The sequence below is a fragment of the Kosakonia pseudosacchari genome (assembly GCF_900184035.1).
Classification (GTDB): Bacteria; Pseudomonadota; Gammaproteobacteria; order Enterobacterales; family Enterobacteriaceae; genus Kosakonia; species Kosakonia pseudosacchari.
Window position 1 is genome coordinate 224026 of record NZ_FXWP01000027.1, and the last position, 16787, is coordinate 240812.

Sequence of the window (16787 nt, forward strand, 5' to 3'; positions counted from 1 at the left end):
CATGAGCGACAAACACGCGGCCCGTCAGGGCGATGAAATCATTCACTCGAGCGTTTTCGCCGATATCACCAGTATCGTTGCCGAAGGGGTCGCCTATGCGGCGATTGGTTCGGCGGTGGCGTTCGCGGCGGCGACTGCAGCGCCTTTATTGGGCGCCGGTGCTGCTGCCGCGAGTGTAGCGGCGATTGGTTCCAGTTGCCTGTTAAGCGGCATTGTTGGCGGCATCCTTGCTAACGTCGCCGGGATCACCGATGACATCAGTAATATGGCGAATAGCCTTGGCGACGCGCTTTTCCCGCCGTCGCCTGCTGGCAAAATCGTTACCGGCTCGGCCAACGTATTGACCAATAACAAGCTGGCAGCGCGAGCGGCCGGAACCTTAACCCCTGCGGATACGCCACCCGCCGAGCCGCAATCGCCCGCCAGTTTCGCCGATTACGCCGGAATGTTACTTGCCGGAGCAAAACATTTTGGCAGCGAAATGTGGCAACCTACTGTTGGCTCAGCGGACGCTGGTACGTCGCCACTGGAGCAGGACAAAGTGGCCTGCGAGAAGCACTCCGGGCCGCAATACCTGGCACAGGGGTCGAAAAGTGTGTTTATCAACGGTCAGCCCGCCGTTCGCGCGAAAGATAAAACCACCTGTGAAGCGACAGTTTCGGATGATGTCTCGCCAAATGTGATTATTGGCGGCGAGACCCTGACGGTGCGTGATATCAAAAGTGGCAAATTACCCGGTTTAGCGGTGGCGATGATCGCGTTGTCGCTTATTCGCGGACGTCCCGGCAAAATTTTAAAAAATATGCCCTGTGCGCTGGCATCCGCAGGCGGCGGTATGTTAGCGGACATGGCGGTAAATGCGATATTTGGCTCACCGCACCCGGTGCATGCCGCCACCGGTGTGAAAGTCCTTAATGACGAGCAGGAACTCGATTTCTCACTGCCGGGGCGCTTTCCGCTGCGGTTGCAGCGCAGCTATAACAGCCTGACCTCACGCGCCGGGCTGTTTGGTGCGGGCTGGTCGACCGTTTTTGATTGTTATCTGGTGCTGACGGGCGATGAAGCCTGTTGGTTTGACGAAACCGGGCGTGAATTGCGTTTCACCTTGCCGTCGGTTGATCAGGCGATGTACAGCATCAGTGAAGGGGTGATTATCCGCCGTAACGATAACGGGGATGTCGCCATTGCTGATGATGACGGCGCGGTATGGCGTTTATTCAAACCCACCCGCGCCAACCCGGCGATCCTGCGCCTTGCCTCGCTCAGTGACGAATATGGCAACGCGCTGGAAACCGGCTGGGATGAGCACGGACGTCTGGTACGGCTTCACGATGCGTCCTGCGCGATTGATGTGACGTTCACTTATGATGACGCGCGTTTTTCGCAGCGTGTGACGTCCGCCAGCCATTTTGATGGCGAACACCACTGGCCGCTGATGCGCTGGCATTACGACGCGCGCGGTCAACTGGCAACGGTTACCGATGCCAGCGGGATCGTGACGCGCGAGTATCGTTATAACGATGACGGCCTGATGGTCTGGCACCGCGCCGCTGGCGGGCTGGAAAGCGAATACCGCTGGGCGATGTTTGATCACTGGCGGGTCATTGAAAACCGCACCAATACCGGAGATGGCTGCCGCTTTGCCTACGATCTCGATGCCGGGTTAACTACCGTTACGCACTATGACGGCCAGACGCGCCAGCACTACTGGAATGCGCAGGGGTTGATTGTACGTTTCGTTGATGAACGCGGTGAGAACTGGCGTTTCGAATGGAACGACAACGAGCAATTAACTCGCCGTATCGATCCGCTCGGTAATGCCATGACCTTCGTTTATGACGAGATGGGCAACCGGGTCCAGGAGATTGACGCCGACGGCAATGAACGCGCCACCCAGTGGCTGGAAAATCGCGCGTTGCCAGCGGTAATAACCGAACCCGGCGGCAGTACAACACGCTTTTTTTACGACCCACATTTTGGCCTCGCGCGCACTGTGGACGCGCTGGGGCAGAGCACCCTCTGGCATCGTGATGAATATGGCCAGGTTATCGAAGAGGTGGATGCGGCTGGCAATAGCCGTCGCATGGAGTACAACGATGCCGGTCAGGTTATCCGCGAAACAGATTGTTCCGGGCATCTCACCCGCTATCACTACCATCCTCTCGGCTGGCTGGTTGCGGTGCAGGCGGCGGACGGGGAAGAAACCCGTTACCACTATGATGCCGCAGGCCGCCCGGTGCAGCTTGAGCGGGCAGAAGGCTGGCTGGAAACGCTGCGCTGGAATGAACAGGGGCTGCCGACAGAACATGAAGCGGCGGATGGCAGCCGCAGCGCGTTTCGTTATGACAACACCGGGCGGCTGGTGGCGACGCGTAACCATCTTGGGGAAGAGATCCGCCGCAGTTGGGATAGCCGTGGCCGACTGGTCGCCTTGCATAACGAGAACGGGGAAGCCTACCAGTTCCGTTGGGGCGCAGATTCCCTGTTGCTGGAAGAGCAGGGGCTGGATGGCGTTGTCAGCCGCTATACCTACGATGCATGCGGACGCACGTTGTCGCGCACATTTGCCGCCGGGCACCCTGAGGCGATTACCCACCGTTTTAGCTGGAGCGCGGCTGGGCAGTTGCTCGCGCGATCCACACCAGAAGGCCAGACGCGCTGGCGCTGGTCTGCTGCGGGGTATCCTGAACGCATTAGCCTGCATCCCGCGCTTGATGAAAACAGCTGGAGCGCCGAAGCGGAGCAGGAACTGAACTTTACTTTCGATGCGCTGGGGCGCGTGATCGGTGAGCAGGGGGAAAACGGTACACTCGGCTGGGGCTACGATGCGCTGGGTAATCGCACCTCGCTACAGTTGCCGGATGGCCGTGAGCTGAAACAGTTCTATTACGGCAGCGGGCATTTGTTGAGTATTGCGCTGGATAACCTGCCGATCAGTGATTTTGGCCGCGACACCTTGCACCGGGAAATTAGCCGCACGCAAGGGCTGCTCACTACCCGCAGTGATTACGATCGCCTTGGACGCCTGCATCGGCGCGACGTCTTTAGCGGCAACGCGCAGCGTCCGGCACCGCGACGCTGGTCCCGCCGCTGGGATTACGATCACCGCAACAACATGGTGCGCGAAGAGCGGGACGATAATCCATTTAACTGGTATCGCTGGAAATACGACGATGCCGGGCGTTTACTGACGCAGGACGGTACTCTACCGGGGCAGGAGCAGTGGCGCTGGGATGCGGCGAGCAACCCTGTCGATACAACGGTGCAGCATGCCGTGCGCCACAACCGCGTCACGCAGTTGCATGGTATCCGCTGGCAATATGACATCCACGGTCGCACCGTGGAGAAAGATAACGGCCAGACGCGCTGGCGCTATCGCTATGATGGCGAACACCGGCTGACGGAGGTCATCAGCCAGCCGCGTGACCGCAATAAGCCGCAGGTGCAGGTCAGTTTTCGTTATGACCCACTGGGACGACGTATCAGCAAAACACGCCGCCAGATGCGCGCTGGCCAGCCGGTTGGGCAAAGCGTTACCACGCGTTTCGTCTGGGACGGTTTCAGGTTATTACAGGAAATTTACGACGATGTGCCGCTGACCTATGTTTACAGCGATCAGGGCAGCTTCGACCCGCTGGCGCGCATCGACGGTATTACCGATCCGGACGTTTACTGGTTTCACAATCAGCCAAATGGCACGCCGGAGCGTCTCACCGACGCGGAAGGTGAGTTGCGTTGGGAAGGGCAGAATAGCGCGTGGGGTAAACTGCTGCATGAAACACCGCTGCGCGCACCAGAATATGCCCAGAATCTGCGCATGCAGGGACAGTACCTGGATCGTGAAACCGGCTTACACTACAATCTGTTCCGCTATTACGACCCCGACTGCGGACGCTTTACTCAGCAGGACCCGATAGGGCTGGCGGGTGGGCTCAATCTTTACCAGTATGCGCCGAATGCACAGGGATGGGTGGATCCGTGGGGGTTGAGTTCATATGACATACTGATGGGACAAATTGAACGTGGCGAACTTGATTTCTCAACTTCGAAAGGCGGTGCTGTTTTCTGGTCAGGACGCAATATGAAAACCGCACAGGAGTGGGCGCGAGCTAATGGCCGAACCACGCTCGAGCAAACGTCTGGTGGTAAATATCTGGACAGCCTGAATCTGTTTGAAAGTGCAAAATCAGGAATGTCAGGTCCTCAGGCTGCTGAAATTTGGGATGCCGCATCTGTAAAATTTGCCGAGCAGGCATCAGGAGATGTTCATGTTTTTGGTACAGGAGCCAAGAAAATGAACGATTTTGGAAAGGTACGAACGTGGTGGCGTATTGAAAAACCGATATTAATAGCAAATCCCAACGTAACCAAAGTTACACGACTGAAAAAAAATGGCTTGCCAGCGAAAACTGGCCACATAATAAAATGTAAAGGAGATAAAGGATGAATAAAGAAGAGCTTAATTACATTAAAGAATTAAAGGATGATGATTCTGCTTCCGAATTTGTAGATGAAACTTATGGTATGATTCGCCTTAAAATAATTTATCGTGGTGAAGGGCTATACTTTCAGTTAAATGATAGAGCGCTAATTTGCACAATCTCTGCACGAGATGCAATGTTAAGTAAAAAAAGCATTAAGCGCTGGGATAACGGAAAACTAATTGAAGAACAAGAACGAGATATGATCCTGGGAATTATTAGGAGTTATTATCCAAAGGCTTATTTAAATGAGCTAACCGTTATCTGAATGGATTGCGATTTCAATAACTTACAAATTAACGGTTCCATGTTACGCCACAATGATTTTTGAGTATTCATGCCAGATTGTTTTTTCTTGATCAATAAATGAATTATAAATTATCGATGCGTTTCTCATGGGGTTGTCTACTGGGCTAAAAGTGAATTTTGGCTTTAGTTCTTATCATTTAAATATCAATAAAATCAATCAAATCATAATTAAATTATTTGAATCAAAAAGTGTACTCGGAAAAGTTTGTAGTGGAAGTGTGCCAAAAATACAGTGGATTGGTAGACGGTTTTATTATGATTAATGAAGTCAAATTACATTTAAACGCTATTTATTATTTGTTGCGGAATAATAGAGAGAATATCTTGGCTCAAAACCTGAATCTACTCATTTCAACTGCCGATGAGGATCCTGATAGGTTTATCGATAATATTAAAAGATTATTTAGCGGGATGGGAAGTTTAAATGATGTGGTTCTAAGCCTAAATGATAAGCCACTGATAGAGGAAAATAATCAACTTGATGGATTGCGACGGAAGTTATATGAAGCTTGCATTTCTTATAAATACAAATCTTAAAAAAACCATGCAAGCTTATCTGGCATGCCTCATATGCGTAAAGGATTATGCGGCATAACTTTGAATTCGCTAATATTGTTCGCAGGTTTTTAAGGAATGCAAAAATTAGAAGTTTTTTATTCTGGTGATGACCGTTGGCAACGTTATGTTGCGTTTTATAATAAAGATTATCTCGATGATAATGCTAATTTTTTAGCTAGTAAACTCAATAGAGCCTTGGATTTGGCAGTGGTTATTTACGGTAAAAGAGGAATTAAGGAAGGTATCTGGTGGATTGAGCAGCACGTTCCGATGCTTGATAATCTTAGACCAGTAGATTGTCTCGATGATAACCAGTTGATTTTTCGGTTGAGAGAATGCCTAATGAGAATGTCATAGAGTAAGTATAATTTGGTGGGCGCTCAACATTCTTGTAAATAGATTCTTCTTGCTTCATGCACTTTCGAGAACAAGGCCAGGTGACGCTTCATAGAAGTTCCTCTGACATTGAATTGTGCAGTGACTTTGGAACATCCAAAGCTATATTTGGATCATTTTTGTGACATGATTTTTGTTAGATAAAAAAGATTACATGAAACGGAAGTGAGTTTATTGCTAGAATACATACATAAACGAAGCCGGTTTTTCAGCAGTAGTAGAGATCCTATTCCTGATAAAGTGAAAAATGACAAATTTAGCTTTGTCATTTTTCAAATACGAGGTTGCCGTGTTTTCATTTTGCTCAGTCCACACAGTAGCTTGCAATGCAACTGTCTCAAAGGCGATAAACGAGGCATTAGAGAAAAATATCATCGTAAACGATATAATTCGGTTAACCATTGTCCAGCCTGACGAGGCTATGGCAAAGCAGCATATTTTGGTTGAGCGCACATTGTTAGATGAGCTGAATATTAATTGCGATGGTGAGTATGTCTTATATGACAGGGATCGTGAAAATAAAAAGATAAATGACAGAGTTGTTATTAATAAATTATCATCTCACCTATGTGATGTTTGTCCGATTTGTCTGTATGAAAAGACTGGGTTCAAGTCTATATAATATTATTGCATTTAAATAAAAATTATGATGAGAAACAAAAAGGCGGATTTTGCTGTACCCAGATGATTTTGATGTGTAATTGTTTTTCGAATGGAATAACAGGTTTACCCCATCAAGCTATAAAATCAGACGCATATAAAGTCTGTTAGCTTCTATTCAGAAGTTCAATTCCCACCGGACACCTCTGTTGAAATTTTGATTCCTTAGTTTTGACTTATCGACATGACAGTAAAGCAAAATTTATCTTGATGATGCTTTTTAGGATATTCAGCTTTGCTGTTTTATAGAATTATCAGGAGTTGTTATGGCTGAAGTGAACGTTATTCACAAAGAAAAGGGCGATTTCTTTATTTTGCAAAGCGACGATAAATATTTTATTTGCATGATTTGGCCCTATAACAGTATGTGGGATGTGCAAAAATGTTTTATTCTCGACAATGCCGAGTTAAGTCGATATGAGGATTTTCATGAAATGGTCTCGTTAGCAAAAGATATGCGCGACAATTATGATAAATACAAACATCGTGAAGTCCCGGTTCCTGAGTTTAAAGTGCGCTAAAACGGATGTGAATTAAATTTATGCGAGATCTTTTTTCTGGCCATGTGCGTTCGATCCTTTTTGTTTGCTTGTTCTCTTTTTTCTCCTTTGACGCTGCTGCGGTTATTGATATTAACCATTTTGACACGCTTGAAACTGTCGAAAATATCACCATGGATAAGCAGGTGCAGGCGTCGTTAAAAAAAGTATTAGGGCCGGATTACGCTGCGTTTACAGGTAATTTCGATGTCTATGGCGAACCGCGACACACTGCGGATGGCGGGTTATTTGTTGAAGGCTGGCTGAAAGATCTCTATCTGGAAAATGCCTCCGCATTTGTCATTTACCCGGATGGCCGGCTTTCTGCCGCATGGCTAGTGCCAGAGGTTTCGGTTGCCCACTATAAAAGCAATACGGGCGAAAAAAGCATTCCTGAGGCACTGCAACAATGGGTTAGCCGTTTTCAGAACGTGTCATTTAACACGCCCGCGATTACTCAAACGGCTGAGACCTTCATCGATTATTTTGAAACCCCTAAATTTACGATAAAAGTGGTCACGGTGTGTGGTAACGGCGCGAATTGTGACGAGGCAACGTACTATGGCGTGCGTAAAAATGATCGGGCCGAAGTCAGTCTGCACGGCTTTGCGGTGCGCAAAGCGTGTGAACAGGCAATCTGCCCCGTTATCACCTACACCTTTAAAAACGGCACCACCACTTATCTGCTGAGCAAAATTGATAACAGCTTAACCGTGATACAAAACCATAAAATCCTTCTCGATGAAAAAGGTTTCTGGAAAGCGGGTGAGTAGCTTCGCATGTCGTGTCACCGTGCGTTTCAACGGAGTAAGTGATCGTGCGGTAAAACAGATAAGCGCTGGCGGCGTTATTCAGGGAATAATTTCAGCCATCACCTTTTCGCTGCTGAATTAACATGATGAGAAAATACGCATGAATCTGTTAACCCGTGAAGAGGGCGAAGCGTTACTGAACAAATTCCTCAGCCGAGCGCTTAAAAATCCGGCGGATATTGAAACATTAATGACACTGGCCAGAGAGCATCCATCGACCATTCCCCTGAAAGGGATTATCTACCAGTATGATCGCATGGAAAAAAACGTGTTATCGAAAGCGGATCTTGACGACCTCTCGACACTGATGTTCTTTTACGGGCCTTAAGAATCAACTTATTTGCTGTGATGCTGACAAGGAACATATGTATTCAACTCACCCAAGGTTCTATTTTGTCGCTGCAAGCTTTTTACTCTCCTGTTGCGCCAGCGCGGTGTCGGCAGCTGATTTTTCCGGGCAGTGGCACGGCAGTGAAAGCAGCGGATCTACACTTTCTCTGAAATTATCCCAGCAGAATAATACGCTCAGCGGATCGTATTGCTTTATTACTCAGCGCGGCAACCGCATCGATTGCCCGGATGAACAGCAGGATAACCTGCGCGGCGAGGTTAAAAATAATACCGCCATCGTAACGTTTGATTCGAGCTTTGGCGGTAAAAATGGCAAAGCGACACTGGTTATTAATGGTGACAAACTGGCGTGGCATCTGACGCAACCACCTGAACACGGCGACTATTACGCCCCGGAAAATTACGCGCTGGTTAAAGAGACTGTTCACGCTGGCGCGACGACGAAAATTATCCGCACTGATAATTTTATGATTGCCATCCGCAATAATTGCGGCGCGTTCACCACGCCTTGCGATGACCTGCTTTATACCGGCGCACGAAACCGCGACAGCCAGCAGATTAGCCTGCACGGTAAAACGCGGGTGGATGATGCAAATCGCGTGAATGGCGCAGAATTCCGTAATGGCGATGTGCTTTACCTTATCGATTACAACCCGCCGAAACTGGTGGTGACGCAGGCGGGTAAAACGCTTGTCAACCAGCCGGGTAGCTGGCTTAAATAGCGCTTCTTTTGACGGGAGATGGAAAGGTTAATGCGTCGAATATTCCCTGTTTTTGCGCTGCTGTTTGGTTTTTCTGCCCAGGCGTCACCAACGCCGCTGACGGAAAACGACTTCACCGTGGAAATTAATAACCAGGCTATTACCCTGGGGCAGGAGTGGGATCGCCATCTGATGGCGGCGCTGGGGAAACAAGCCAGCGAGGATTTTGTCGGTGAAGTGCCGTTTGGCGATGAAAACTATAAATTTTACCGCCACATTTATGCGGGCTTTGATATCTACAGCGCCAATATCGACTGGCAGCAGCGCGGGAAAAGCATCGACAGTTATGTTATCGGGCAGATAACGCTGCATTCCCCCGCATTGCATACCGCGCGTGGTGTCGCGCCCGGCGATGCGACACAGCGTGTGATTGAGCATTATGGTGCGGGTGAAACCGATAACAGCGATGGTCAGCAGTGGATTATGTATTCACTGGAACGCAAAAATATCGCTTTCGATGTCACCGGTGGCAGCGTGCAGGCCATTAATATCAGCGTTGAAAATGACTGAGCGGGCGACCTGTTCCGGCCGGGGTGACGAAGATGAGAATCGACAAATTCATTAAGAAACGCGTCATGCTGCACGATGGCGTGGAAACGCGCTTTTTTAATCAGCGTGTCGAATTGATTTGTCCGCGTTGCCAGAAGCCAATTGAGCCGGATCTCTACCAGAGCCAGGATTTTGCCCGGCTGCCGGAGCACATCCAGGCCGCCGTGGCGGCAAGAATCAAAGCTATTACTTTCCATCCTGAGGCGTTTACCCGTTACTCCGCGCCAGAGGGCTCGCTGCTCTGTTCTGCGCATAGCTGTGAGGACGGGCAGGGGAAAACGCTGGTTATCTTCAGTTATAAAGAGCAGCAGCCTGCCCGTTACATCGCCACACTTTATGCGCTGCTGGTGGTTAGCGATGATCAATAAAGCGTGGCGCGAGGAGTTGCAGGAACTGAAGCGCGATGGTTCTGCCTGTCAGTTTCATGACGCCGAATGGGGCGTTATTCGCCTTAAATTGCTTTACCGGGGCGAGTTTCTTTTCTTTCAGCGTAATGAACGGGCGCTGATTTGTGAGGTTTCTGCGCGCTACAGCACGCTGGATAAAACGAGCCTTAAACGATGGGATGACGGCAGTGTCATTGGGGCTGGCGAACGCGAAGCGCTGGCGAAGATTATTGCGCGCTATTATCGGCTCTGTTGGAAAGATGAACTCCGCATCAACTAAACATGCGCTGATTTATGATCAATAAAAACCCCCGGTCGGGAACGCCGCCGGGGGTTTTTCACATTTTACTTAACGCTGGTTACAGCCGGCGCACTGTTTGTTCTGGATCTGCTGGAAGAAGTCGTTACCTTTGTCGTCCACCAGAATGAACGCCGGGAAGTTCTCCACTTCAATTTTCCAGATCGCTTCCATACCCAGTTCCGGGTAAGCCACGCATTCGAGGCTCTTAATGCTCTGCTGCGCCAGTACGGCAGCCGGACCGCCAATACTCCCCAGATAGAAACCGCCGTGTTTGGCACAGGCATCGGTCACTTGTTGGCTGCGGTTGCCTTTTGCCAGCATGATCATGCTCGCGCCGTGCGATTGCAGTAGATCCACGTAGGAGTCCATTCGCCCTGCGGTGGTTGGGCCAAGCGAACCGGAGGCATACCCTTCTGGCGTTTTTGCCGGGCCGGCGTAGTAGATCGGGTGATCTTTCACGTACTGCGGCAGCTCTTCGCCATTATCAATCAGCTCTTTCAGTTTCGCGTGAGCAATATCGCGCGCCACGATAATTGTGCCGTTCAGCGAAACGCGGGTTGATACCGGGAACGCGGAAAGCTGGGCGAGGATCGCTTTCATCGACTGGTTGAGATCGATTTTCGCCACATCGCCTTCGCCCTGCTGGCGCAGTTCTTCCGGAATATACTGCCCCGGATTGTGCTCCATCTTCTCGATCCAGATACCTTCGCGGTTGATTTTCGCTTTGATATTACGGTCGGCGGAGCAGGAGACGCCCATGCCGATAGGGCAGGAAGCACCGTGGCGCGGCAGGCGGATCACGCGGATGTCGTGAGCAAAATATTTACCGCCAAACTGTGCGCCAAGACCGAGGTTCTGCGCTTCTTGCATTAATTCCTGTTCCAGCTGGACATCGCGGAACGCCTGACCGTGCTCGTTACCTTCAGTCGGCAGACCATCGTAGTAGCGGGTGGAGGCCAGTTTCACCGTTTTCAGCGTTGATTCAGCCGACGTACCGCCAATCACAAACGCGATATGGTAAGGCGGGCAGGCTGCCGTGCCGAGGGTACGCATTTTCTCAACCAGGTAGTTTTTCAGCTTCGCCGGGGTAATCAGCGCTTTGGTTTCCTGATAGAGATAGGTTTTGTTAGCTGAACCGCCGCCTTTGGCGATACACAGGAATTTATACTCGTCGCCGTCCACGCTGTAGAGATCGATCTGTGCAGGCAGGTTAGTCCCGGTGTTGACCTCTTTGTACATATCCAGCGGCGCATTCTGCGAATAACGCAGGTTGTCTTCGGTGTAGGTGTTGTACACACCACGCGCCAGCGCCGCTTCATCGCCGCCGCCGGTCCACACGCGCTGACCTTTTTTACCCATGATAATTGCCGTGCCGGTGTCCTGGCAGGTCGGCAACACGCCTTTGGCGGCGATTTCGGAGTTACGCAGGAATTGCAGAGCAACGTATTTGTCGTTTTCGCTCGCTTGCGGGTCATGCAGAATGGCCGCCACCTGTTTCTGGTGGGAAGGGCGCAGCATAAAGGAGGCGTCATGGAACGCGCGTTGCGCCAGCAGCGTCAGCGCTTCCGGCTCGACTTTCAGCACTTGCTGGCCGTCAAAGTCGGCAACAGAGACATATTCACGGCTCAGCAGATAATATTCCGTATCGTCTTTCGCCAGCGGGAACGGGTCCTGATAAACAAAGGGTTTGTTCGACATAGCTCTTTACTCCATAAAAATAAAACCGCCGGGAATGCCCGGCGGTTACGAATCAGAACATCATGGTGATCCACGGATAACCAATCAACAGCAGGGCGGCCAGGAAGATTGCACCGAAGATGGTGCCCAGACGCCAGTAATCTTTGGTCGGCAGGTAGCCGCTACCGTAGTAAATCGGGCTTGGGCCAGTACCGTACGGAGTGATGATGCCCATCACGCCGAGCGAAGTACACAGCACCAGAACCACCACTTCCATATTGATGCCAGGAATTGTCGCGGCGATGGTCAGCATCGCAGGCAGCAGCGCCGTGGTGTGCGCGGTAGTACTGGCGAACAGATAGTGCAGCAGGTAGAACGCCAGCAGCAGGGCGATGGTCGCCATCCCCGGAGAGATACCGCTCATCAGCAGGCCACCTTCTTTACCCAACCAGGCGATAAAGCCGGTGGTGGAGAGGCCATCGGCCAGCGCAACTAACGTGGCGAACCAGACAAAGGTGTTCCAGGCCGGTTTGTTGCTGGTGATGTCGTTCCAGGTTAACACGCCGGTCCACAGCATCAGCACGACCACCAGCAGCGCGGCAAGCGCAGGCTCGATAAAGTCGGCGGCGAAGATCCACATCAGCAGCGCACAGCAGACAAACACCAGCAGCAGGATCTCATTGCGTGACATTCTGCCCAGTTTTTCCAGTTCGCGGCTCGCCCACAGCGGCACTTCGTCATTGATTTTCACTTCTGGCGGGTAGAACCAGTAAGCCAGCAGCGGCATGGTCAGAATCAACAGCACGCCCAGCGGCAGGAAGGCGATAAACCAGCTACCCCAGGAGATGTTAATGCCAACGGTGCTTTTCACCAGCGCCAGCGCCAGCAGGTTCGGTGCCAGTGCGGACAGGAACATAGAACTGGTGATACAGGCTGCGGTAATCGCTACCCACATCAGGTAAGAACCGATGCGGCGCGCGCTTGGATCGTTCGGTTTGGAACCGTACAGCGGCGGCAGGTTGGCGATAATCGGATAGATGGTCCCGCCGCTACGCGCGGTGTTTGACGGGGTGAACGGTGCCAGCAGCAGATCGGCGAAAGTAATGGCGTAACCGAGCGTCAGGCTGCGGCGGCCAAGGTATTTCACCAGAATCAGTGCCAGGCGGCGACCAAACTGGGTTTTATCGTAACCGGCGGCAAACATAAACGCGCCGAAGATAAGCCACACGGTGGAGTTACCGAAACCGCTCACCGCCCATTTAAAGGACTGGCCAGCCAGCTTGAATTTCGGATCGGCCAGTTGTTCCGGGCTGAATAACAGCCACTGGCTACACAGCGCGATAACCACCACGCCGGTCATGCCGATAACCGCACCCGGCAGGGGTTCGAAAATCAGGCCGACGATAACGCCAACGAAGATAGCAAAGTAGTGCCAGGCGAACGGCGGTAAACCTTCCGGTACCGGGACAAACAGCAGAAGCACTGCCACGATAATCGGTAACGCCATCATTATCAGGCGGTTTTTATTTCCGGCTTTGGCACTGGCTGCAGGAGCAGACGGTGGGGTTGTTGTTTTCTCTGTCATAGTGAGCATCTACAAGTAGTTAAAAATTCGGTCATGCGCGGAAAGTGAATCTCTGATTATTTTAGTTTCAAAAGTTACTTTAATTTTTTATTGAGACTTTTCACATTCTGGCATGTGTTGTTTAACGCAAATTCAATCGCATTAAATAAAAATCTGAGCGTATTTATATATTGCTCTTCCATTGGTGAAGGCTATTGATTGAGATCAAGAAAACGAAACGAACGACACTTTTTTTAATAAAATGAATACCCACAGAGTATTATGTGGTTAATTTCACAAAATTACCGTAAATGTTAAAAAACGGTGCTGATAATAACTCTCATTAACGTGGATTTTTCTTTTAACTGTATGATATTTTTTTGTTTTATTATTTTAATAAAGCTGGAAAGGAAAAGTGCGAAGTAATCGCAATGTTACCGGTAATTAAAGTGATGTGAACGCGATATTTAAAAATGATAATACGCTGGAGGTAGCTCTGTTATTAGGGTGGTTAAATAGTTTTATAACTAACGTAATTAATTTGGTAATTAAAATTCACGGTATATTAAATACACGACATCAGGATTAAAAAACAGAACGAAAAATAAATCCGTCACCGAATTCAAAGTTTTTAATTTTTAGATTTGGAGTTTAATTATGACCAGCAACGAACGCATCCTCAGCCCGTTTACCTTGCCGAATGGCGCAGAACTGAAAAACCGTTTGTTAATGGCGCCAATGACCACCTGCACAGGTTATTTTGACGGCACCGTCAGCAGTGAACTGGTGGAATATTATCGCGCCCGCGCCGGAAGTATCGGCACCATTATTGTTGAATGTTGTTTTATCGATGATCTCGGCCTGGCATTTCCGGGTGCGATTGGTATTGATAACGACGAAAAAATCGCCGGTCTGGCGAAAATTGCCTCGGCGATTAAATCCGAAGGCTCGAAAGCGATTTTGCAGATTTATCACGGCGGCCGCATGGTCGAACCGAAACTGATTGGCGGCCGTACTCCGGTTGGTCCGAGCGCTATTGCCGCTCCGCGTGATGGCGCGGCAACCCCGGTTGCGCTGACTACCGCTGAAGTGGAAGGGATGATCGGTAAATTTGGTGAAGCCGTGCGCCGCGCCATTCAGGCCGGTTTCGACGGTGTTGAAATTCACGGTGCCAATACCTATCTGATCCAGCAATTCTTCTCGCCAAACTCCAACCAGCGCGATGATGAGTGGGGCGGCAGCCGCGACAATCGCGCGAAGTTCCCGCTGGCCGTACTGGACATCACCCATAAAATGGCGCGCCAGTACGCCGACGATGCCTTTATTATCGGTTACCGCTTCTCGCCGGAAGAGCTGGAAGTGCCCGGCATCCGTTTCGATGACACCATGTTCCTGCTGGAAAAACTGGCGGCGCGCGGTGTTGATTACCTGCACTTTTCGCTGGGTGCGGCGCTGCGTCCTTCCATTAACGACACCAGCGATCCGACGCCGCTGATTAAAAAATACTGTGCCATGCGTTCCGCTACGCTTGCGCAAGTGCCGGTGATGGGTGTTGGCGGTGTGGTTAACGCCGCCGACGCTGAGCAGGGGCTGGATCACGGCTATGACCTGATTGCGGTAGGCCGTGCGTGCATCGCGTACCCGGACTGGACGGCGCGTATTGCTAACGGTGAAAACCTGGAGCTGTTCATTGATAGCACCCAGCGTGAAGCGCTGAATATCCCGGAACCGCTGTGGCGCTTCTCTCTGGTCGAAGCGATGATCCGCGACATGAGCATGGGCGCATCGAAATTTAAGCCAGGTCTTTTTGCTGAAACGGTTCAGGACGACGCCAACGAACTGGTTATCAATGTCAGCCTCGACACGGACCGCATCGTCGACATTGAACTCGCTTCAAGTACCGTTGATAGCGTTGAATTCACCAGCAGTTTTGAAGAGATCCGTGGCCGCATCCTGACGGCGAACAGCCCGCACGTTGACGCGATTTCTGGCGCCACCAGCCAGAGCGAAGCGGTGAAAAAAGCGGTATCAAAAGCGATGGTGAAATCCAGCAAAGCACTGGCGGCAGAAGAGGGTAGTGACACTCAGGAAGCCAAACGCTATGACGTTGTGGTTGTCGGTAGCGGCGGCGCGGGTCTGGCGGCGGCAATTCAGGCGCACGACGAAGGTGCGAGCGTGCTGATTGTCGAAAAAATGCCGACCATCGGCGGTAACACCATTAAAGCCTCTGCGGGGATGAACGCTGCCGAAACCCGCTTCCAGCGCGTGAAAGGCATTCAGGACAGCAAAGAGTTGTTCTACGCGGAAACCCTGAAAGGTGGCGGTAACAAAAACAACCCGGCGCTGCTGCGTCGCTTTGTGGAAAATGCGCCGGAAGCCATTGAATGGCTGGCTCGTCGCGGCATTATGCTTAACGACATCACCACCACTGGCGGAATGAGCATTGACCGTACGCACCGCCCACGCGACGGATCGGCAGTCGGTGGCTACCTGATTAGCGGTCTGGTGCGTAATGTCACCAAACGCGGCATCGATGTGATGCTCGATACTTCAGTCGACGACATTCTGTTCGAGCACGGTGAAGTGCGCGGTGTGCGCCTGCTGACCGAAGAGCAGGAAAGCATGATCGTTGAAGCGAAAAGCGTGATTGTGGCGACCGGTGGTTTCAGCGCCAACAGCGCAATGGTGGTGAAATACCGCCCGGATCTGGACGGGTTTGTGACCACCAACCATAAAGGCGCGACCGGGGGCGGTATTGCACTGCTGGAACGTATTGGCGCGGGCACGGTGGATATGGGCGAAATTCAGATCCACCCGACCGTTGAGCAGAACACCTCGTACCTGATTTCCGAATCGATTCGCGGTGGCGGTGCTATCCTCGTCAGCCAGCAGGGTAAGCGCTTCTTCAACGAAATGTCGACCCGCGATAAAGTCTCGGCGGCCATCATCGCGCTGCCGGAACATTACGCTTACATTGTGTTTGATGAGCATGTCAGAGCGAAAAACAAAGCGGCAGACGAGTATATCGCGCGTGGTCTGGTCACCAGCGCCAGCTCACCGCGCGAACTGGCGGAAAAACTGGGTATCGATTACCACACTTTCCTGGCGACGCTTGAGCGCTACAACGGCTTTGTGGAAAAACAGCACGATGAAGACTTTGGTCGCACCACCGCGCTGCGAGCGCCGATCAACGAAGGCCCGTTCCACGCCATCCAGATTGCGCCGGGTGTGCACCACACCATGGGCGGCGTGACCATCAACACGGAAACCGAAGTGTTGAACACGCAAAACCAGGTTATCCCAGGCGCTTATGCCGCCGGTGAAGTGGTTGGCGGCCTGCATGGCGGCAACCGTATCGGCGGCAACGCGGTGGCCGATATCATTATCTTCGGCTCACTGGCGGGACACCAGGCTGCAATGCGCGCCAAACGCGCTTAACCACG

14 protein-coding genes are annotated in these 16787 nt (G+C 51.2%); 12 read left to right on the plus strand and 2 right to left on the minus strand.

The features are described 5' to 3' along the window. Nucleotide 1 precedes the first annotated feature (1 nt). From BN2591_RS23670 to BN2591_RS23725, 11 genes are all read left to right on the plus strand, one after another. Nucleotides 2-4447 carry an RHS repeat-associated core domain-containing protein gene (locus BN2591_RS23670; protein ID WP_086874155.1) on the plus strand — a complete coding sequence of 1482 codons (4446 nt, stop codon included), beginning with the start codon at nucleotides 2-4 and terminating at the stop codon, nucleotides 4445-4447. Beyond that, a complete protein-coding gene (locus BN2591_RS23675; RefSeq protein ID WP_086874156.1) occupies nucleotides 4444-4749 on the plus strand; it encodes a hypothetical protein in 306 nt (101 codons plus the stop codon). Before BN2591_RS23670 ends, BN2591_RS23675 begins: the two co-directional genes overlap by 4 nt. 296 nt (nucleotides 4750-5045) lie before the next feature. Then, on the plus strand, nucleotides 5046-5327 hold the full coding sequence (locus tag BN2591_RS23680; protein ID WP_086874157.1) for a DUF6966 domain-containing protein: 282 nt from the start codon (nucleotides 5046-5048) through the stop codon (nucleotides 5325-5327). A 96-nt stretch (nucleotides 5328-5423) separates the two neighbouring features. After that, on the plus strand, nucleotides 5424-5705 hold the full coding sequence (locus BN2591_RS23685; RefSeq protein ID WP_086874158.1) for a hypothetical protein: 282 nt from the start codon (nucleotides 5424-5426) through the stop codon (nucleotides 5703-5705). A 965-nt stretch (nucleotides 5706-6670) separates the two neighbouring features. After that, nucleotides 6671-6925: a hypothetical protein gene (locus tag BN2591_RS23695; protein ID WP_086874160.1), complete on the plus strand. Its 255-nt coding sequence runs from the start codon at nucleotides 6671-6673 to the stop codon at nucleotides 6923-6925. 20 nt (nucleotides 6926-6945) lie between these two features. Further along, entirely contained in the window at nucleotides 6946-7716 is a 771-nt protein-coding gene (locus BN2591_RS23700; RefSeq protein WP_086874161.1) for a hypothetical protein, read from the plus strand. A gap of 139 nt (nucleotides 7717-7855) precedes the next feature. After that, a complete protein-coding gene (locus BN2591_RS23705; protein ID WP_086874162.1) occupies nucleotides 7856-8083 on the plus strand; it encodes a hypothetical protein in 228 nt (75 codons plus the stop codon). A 37-nt stretch (nucleotides 8084-8120) separates the two neighbouring features. After that, nucleotides 8121-8828 (plus strand): hypothetical protein, encoded by a 708-nt coding sequence (locus BN2591_RS23710; protein WP_086874163.1) that lies wholly within the window; start codon nucleotides 8121-8123, stop codon nucleotides 8826-8828. Nucleotides 8829-8858: 30 nt separating this feature from the next. Continuing rightward, nucleotides 8859-9377, plus strand: a complete 519-nt coding sequence (locus tag BN2591_RS23715) for a hypothetical protein (protein WP_086874164.1) — start codon at nucleotides 8859-8861, stop codon at nucleotides 9375-9377. 32 nt (nucleotides 9378-9409) lie between these two features. Further along, nucleotides 9410-9784, plus strand: a complete 375-nt coding sequence (locus BN2591_RS23720; protein WP_086874165.1) for a hypothetical protein — start codon at nucleotides 9410-9412, stop codon at nucleotides 9782-9784. Next, nucleotides 9774-10082, plus strand: coding sequence for a hypothetical protein (locus BN2591_RS23725; protein WP_086874166.1), 309 nt, complete (start codon nucleotides 9774-9776; stop codon nucleotides 10080-10082). The genes BN2591_RS23720 and BN2591_RS23725 overlap by 11 nt, the downstream gene beginning before the upstream one ends. Before the next feature lie 69 nt (nucleotides 10083-10151). On the opposite strand, the gene fumA is transcribed toward BN2591_RS23725, so the two are convergent. Both fumA and BN2591_RS23735 read right to left on the minus strand, forming a co-directional pair. Continuing rightward, nucleotides 10152-11801, minus strand: a complete 1650-nt coding sequence (gene fumA / locus BN2591_RS23730; protein WP_086874167.1) for a class I fumarate hydratase FumA — start codon at nucleotides 11799-11801, stop codon at nucleotides 10152-10154. Between the two features lie 52 nt (nucleotides 11802-11853). Further along, nucleotides 11854-13365 carry an anion permease gene (locus BN2591_RS23735; protein ID WP_017457050.1) on the minus strand — a complete coding sequence of 504 codons (1512 nt, stop codon included), beginning with the start codon at nucleotides 13363-13365 and terminating at the stop codon, nucleotides 11854-11856. 636 nt (nucleotides 13366-14001) lie between these two features. Here BN2591_RS23735 and BN2591_RS23740 point away from each other — a divergent pair. Then, on the plus strand, nucleotides 14002-16782 hold the full coding sequence (locus BN2591_RS23740) for a flavocytochrome c (RefSeq protein ID WP_086874168.1): 2781 nt from the start codon (nucleotides 14002-14004) through the stop codon (nucleotides 16780-16782). Nucleotides 16783-16787 lie beyond the last annotated feature (5 nt).